We start from the raw sequence: 4824 nt of genomic DNA, 5'->3' as shown, positions 1-4824 counted from the left end.
CACCGGCGACTATCCGCACAAGGACGACATCGCCGTGCTGTGGCCGTTCGCCCAGTCGCTTTTCGAGAAGCGCCAGCAGGCACGCGCGGGCTACGGCCTGCGCCGCGAAGTCCAGCGCAATACCGACTTCAACTTCTACGTGGACGGCGAGCGCGTGACCATCACGCCGCGCCGCCGCGGCTCGCCGCTCGACACGATCGTCGCGGAGCTGGCGATTCTCGCGAACTCCACGTGGGGCGCCTTCCTGCACGATCATGGCGTGCCCGGCATCTATCGCACGCAGCGTGCATTCGGCGCGCCGACGGGCCCCAAGCGCACGCGCATGCAGACGAACGCCGCGCCGCACGAAGGCCTTGGTGTGGCGCAGTACGCGTGGAGCACTTCACCGCTGCGCCGCTATGTCGACCTCGTGAACCAGTGGCAACTGCTCGCCTGCGTCGAGCACGGCGTGGCCGCCAAGCTCGTCGCACCGTTCAAGCCGAAGGACGCCGACCTCTTCGCGGTCGTGCAGGGCTTCGACGAGACCTATACCGCCTACGCTGATCACCAGCGCCGCATGGAGTACTTCTGGTGCCTGCGCTGGCTGCAGCAGGAAATGCGCGGCGAGACGGGCGGTGAGGCGCGCCGCGAATTCCCGGCAACCGTGGTCAAGGACGACCTCGTGCGCTTCGAGGAAGTGCCGCTCCTCATGCATGTGCCCGCGCTCGGCGTGCACGCACGCGGCACGCGACTGATGATGGAAGTGATGTCGATCGACGAACTGACGATCGAGGCCTCGGTGCGCATGCTGCGCGTGCTCGATGCGCCGGTCGTGACGAGCGGCGAGCAAGCCGAAGAGGAGCCGGGTGAGGACGAAGAGCTGATCGAAGCCGCCGACGACTCCGCGCAAAGCGAAGCCGAAGCTCTCGCGGAAGCGGACAAGGCAGTGGACGAGACGGCGGGAGAAGCGGCAAGCGATGGTTCGGCCGCAGAAGAACAATCGAGCGAACAGCACGCAACGGAGCCGCGCGAATGAGCGTCAGCGATTCACGAGCCGACCCGCAGGCCGTCGCCAAGGCCGACCCGCAGGCCGACCGCTACGCCGTGATCGGCAACCCGGTGGCGCACAGCAAGTCGCCCTATATCCACGCGCAGTTCGCGCTGCAAACCCGCGAGCGCGTCGAATACGATCGTCTGCTCGCGCCGCTGGACGGCTTCGTCGAGCACGTGCAGGCGTTCAGGGCAGCGGGTGGCCGCGGCCTGAACGTGACGGTGCCCTTCAAGCTGGAGGCACATGCGCTGGCGCAGCGTCTGTCGCCGCGTGCGGCGGCGGCGGGCGCGGTGAACACGCTGCGCTTCAACGAGGATGGCATTTTCGGCGACAACACTGACGGCTTCGGCCTCGTGCGCGACGTCGAAGTGAATCTTGGTGTTTCGCTCGAAGGCGCGCGCGTGCTGCTGCTCGGCGCGGGAGGCGCGGCGCGTGGCGTCGTGCTGCCCATGCTCGAGCGGCGTCCGCGCGAGATCACAATCGTGAACCGCACGGCGCCGAAGGCGCACGCGCTCATCGAGCAGTTCGAAGGCGCGGCGCGCGAGTTCGGTTGCCTGCTCAACGGCGGCGGCCCGCATGCGGTCGATCCGAAGCCCTACGACGTGATCGTGAACGCGACGGCGGGCAGCCTCGACGCGGCGCTGCCCGAGTGCGACGAGCGCGCGTTCGGCACGAACACGCTTGCCTACGACATGATGTATGGCGCGCAGCCCACCGTGTTCATGCGCCATGCGCAAGCGCTGGGCGCGCGCGCGGCCGACGGTCTCGGCATGCTGGTCGAGCAGGCTGCCGAGTCGTTCTTCGTGTGGCGCGGCGTGCGGCCCGAGGGCGCACCGGTGCTGGCGGCGCTGCGCGCGCAGCTCGCCGCGCAGGCCGCGTAACGCGCCGCGTCTGCGGGCCCCGGGAGACGATGCCATGCGCAGGGAGGCCATCGGTGCGCAAGCCGCGGCGGTGTCCGGCGACGGGCGCCGCGCGGGAATGCGAAAGCCGCGCTCGCCTGCCGGTGCGCTGCGCTGGCTCCTCTACGTCGTCTCGGTGTTCGCGCTCGCGTGGATCGCCACGCAGCTCTTCTACTTCGCGCAGATCGCGCTCTGGAACTTCGTCGACCCGCAATCGACGGCTTTCATGCGCACCGACGCCGCGCGCCTTTCCGCCAACCGCCCCGATCTCTCGATCCAGCATGAGTGGGTGCCGTACGACCAGATCTCGCGCAACCTGAAGCGGGCGATCATCGCGTCGGAAGATGCGAATTTCGCCAACAACAACGGCTATGAAACCGACGCCATCCTGCAGGCGTGGGAGAAGAACAAGAAGCGCGGTCATATCGTGGCCGGCGGCTCGACCATCACGCAGCAACTTGCGCGCAACCTGTTCCTCTCGCGCGAGCAGAGCTATATCCGCAAGGGCCAGGAACTCATCATCACGTGGATGCTGGAGACGCTGCTCGACAAGGAGCGCATCTTCGAGATCTATCTGAATTCGGTGGAGTGGGGCAATGGCGTGTACGGCGCGCAGGCCGCCGCGCGCTATTACTACCGCACCACGGCGGCGAAGCTCACGCCGTGGCAGTCGGCGCGGCTCGCCGTGATGCTGCCGCGCCCCAAGTACTTCGACGAACATCGCAACTCGCCCTGGCTTGCGCAGCGCACCGCTGTCATCGCGCGACGCATGGGCGCGGCCGAATTGCCGCACTGAGTGGTCGAACTGCGCGGGAGCGCCGAGCCGGTCGCACCGGGCGCCGCGCAAAATAAAAAACGCGCCGGCTGGCGGCGCGTCTCTCATCGGTCATCCCGCTACTTCCGCTTACTGGCGCGCGAGGCGCGCGTTGTCCGGCATCGGCATGTTGAAGTTGGTGCGGAACGGATTGATATCGAGGCCGCCGCGCCGCGTGTAGCGCGTGTAGACGGCGAGCCGGTCCGGCTTGCACTCGCGCAGGATGTCCATGAAGATGCGCTCGGCGCATTGCTCGTGAAAGCCCGTGTGATTGCGGTACGAGATAATGTAGCGCAACAGGCCCGCCTGATCGATCTGCGGCCCGACGTAGTGGATCTGCACGCTGCCCCAGTCGGGCTGGCCGGTCACCGGGCAGTTCGACTTGAGCAGGTTCGACACCAGCGTTTCTTCCACCGGCGCTTCGTCGAAGGCCGCCTTCAGGAGCTTGGGCTCCGGGTGATAGATCTCGGTATCGAGATCGAGGCGGTCGAGCGAGAGCCCGTCGAATTCCTCGAACGCAATCTTGCCGAACGCGCCGGGCTGTTCGAACCTCACCGAAACCGACGCGCCGCACGCCGCGCTCACGTCACGCTTGATCGTGTCGCGCACCGCTTCGCCGGATTCGAATGGCGTTTGCGCGAACGAGCCCAGATAGAGCTTGAACGACTTCGATTCGACGATGTTCGGCGAATCGGCGGGAATGAAGAACGTGGCGATCGCGATCTGCGGCTTGCCGCGCGCGTTGAGCCACGAGAGTTCGTAGGCGTTCCAGATGTCGGTGCCGAAGAAGGGCAGTTGCGCGCCAATGCCGATCTGCTCGCGCGCACCGGCGCGCGGGATCGGGAACAGGAGCGACGCGTCGTACTGTTCGGTGTAGGCGGCGGGCTTGCCGAGCGGGGATTGATCGGGAGTCATGATGCGCTGGTTTCTGCTGTTGCGGGTTTGTCCGCGGGTTTTTCCATGATGTTCGCCGCACTGTTCGCTGCGGGGTTCGCCACGCCGCTCGCCACGTGCCCGGTGGCCGTGACCGAGCGCGCGGATTCGCAGTGGCGGATCTGGTCGTCGAAGAAGAAATCGGGTTCGAACTCGCGCAGGAACGGGCCTTTGTCGAGTCCGCCAAGGAACATCGCTTCGTCGATCTCGATGTTCCAGGCCATCAGCGTGCGGATCGCGCGCTCGTGAGCCGGTGCCGAGCGCGCGGTGACGAGAGCGGTGCGGATACGCATCTGCGCGTTCGCGTCGGCGAGCTTCTGCAGGCGGTTGAGCGCCGCGAGCAGCGGCTTGAGTGGGCCTTGCGCGAGCGGCAGCTCGCGGTTGTCGCGCTCGTGGCTCACGAACGCGCTCAAGCCTCTTTGCTGGAAGATCTGCTCGGCTTCGTCGGAAAACAGCACCGCATCGCCGTCGAACGCGATGCGAATCTCCTGCGCGTTGCGTTCCGCCATTGTCGCCGAATACTCGTCGATGCGCGGAAAGACGCGTGCGGCGGGGAAGCCGGCGTCGAGCGCGCTGCGCACGTCGGCTGGATTGGCGGAGAGAAACAGCGAAGCGTTGAGCGGCTTGAGGTAATGCCAGGGCTCGCGCCCGCGCGTGAACACGCCGCGCTGGATGTCGAGCCCGTGCTCGCGGCACGAGCTGAACGCGCGCAGGCCGCTGATGGGGTCGCTGCGCGAGAGAATCACGACTTCGACGTGATGCGCGCCGTCATTGAGCGCGAGCAGCTTGCGGATCAGCGCGAACGCCACGCCCGGGCGCGCGGGCACGGTCAGCCGCTCGCGCTGGAGCGCCTCGTAGGCGTGCAGCTCGCCGGTCTCGAATACGCGGTTTTCCTCCTCGAAATCGAAGAGCGCGCGCGACGAAATGGCAACGACGAGCTTGTCGGAGAGCGAAACGGACACGATAGCCGCCTGTTATGCGAGGAACAACCGATACGCCGGATTGTGCGTCTCTTCCCAATGCGGATAACCGAGCGTGGCAAGGAAGCGCCGGAACTCGGTGTCCTCGGCCGCCGGCACCTGGATGCCCACGAGAATCGAGCTGTAGTCAGCGCCCTGGTTGCGGTAGTGGAAGAGGCTAATGTTCCA

Annotated in this window: 4 protein-coding genes and 2 pseudogenes; 3 read left to right on the top strand and 3 right to left on the bottom strand. The window is 66.7% G+C overall.

Going from position 1 to position 4824, the window contains the following annotated elements; all coding sequences use genetic code 11:
• From VMJ11_RS08725 to mtgA, 3 genes are all read left to right on the top strand, one after another.
• Positions 1-1015 (top strand): RNB domain-containing ribonuclease (locus VMJ11_RS08725; RefSeq protein WP_325618935.1); only part of this gene is annotated, 1015 nt, incomplete at its 5' end.
• A complete protein-coding gene (gene aroE / locus VMJ11_RS08720; RefSeq protein ID WP_325618933.1) occupies positions 1012-1911 on the top strand; it encodes a shikimate dehydrogenase in 900 nt (299 codons plus the stop codon). The genes VMJ11_RS08725 and aroE, both read left to right, overlap by 4 nt.
• A 97-nt stretch (positions 1912-2008) precedes the next feature.
• A complete protein-coding gene (gene mtgA / locus VMJ11_RS08715) occupies positions 2009-2725 on the top strand; it encodes a monofunctional biosynthetic peptidoglycan transglycosylase (protein ID WP_325618937.1) in 717 nt (238 codons plus the stop codon).
• A 108-nt stretch (positions 2726-2833) separates the two neighbouring features.
• Here the strand turns inward: mtgA and queF are convergent, their stop codons facing one another.
• The 3 genes and pseudogenes from queF to VMJ11_RS08700 form a co-directional block, all read right to left on the bottom strand.
• Positions 2834-3658 (bottom strand): NADPH-dependent 7-cyano-7-deazaguanine reductase QueF, encoded by an 825-nt coding sequence (queF, locus tag VMJ11_RS08710; protein WP_325618931.1) that lies wholly within the window; start codon positions 3656-3658, stop codon positions 2834-2836.
• Positions 3659-3732: 74 nt separating this feature from the next.
• Positions 3733-4638 (bottom strand): annotated as a pseudogene (locus VMJ11_RS08705) (5'-nucleotidase); the annotation flags it as partial.
• Positions 4639-4650: 12 nt separating this feature from the next.
• Positions 4651-4824, bottom strand: a pseudogene (locus tag VMJ11_RS08700) (threonine ammonia-lyase, biosynthetic); the annotation flags it as partial.

Origin of the sequence: Paraburkholderia sp. (assembly GCF_035501035.1) — a bacterium.
GTDB lineage: Bacteria > Pseudomonadota > Gammaproteobacteria > Burkholderiales > Burkholderiaceae > Paraburkholderia.
Note: the sequence above shows the minus strand (reverse complement) of the source record. Positions and strands in the feature narration are given on the sequence as shown.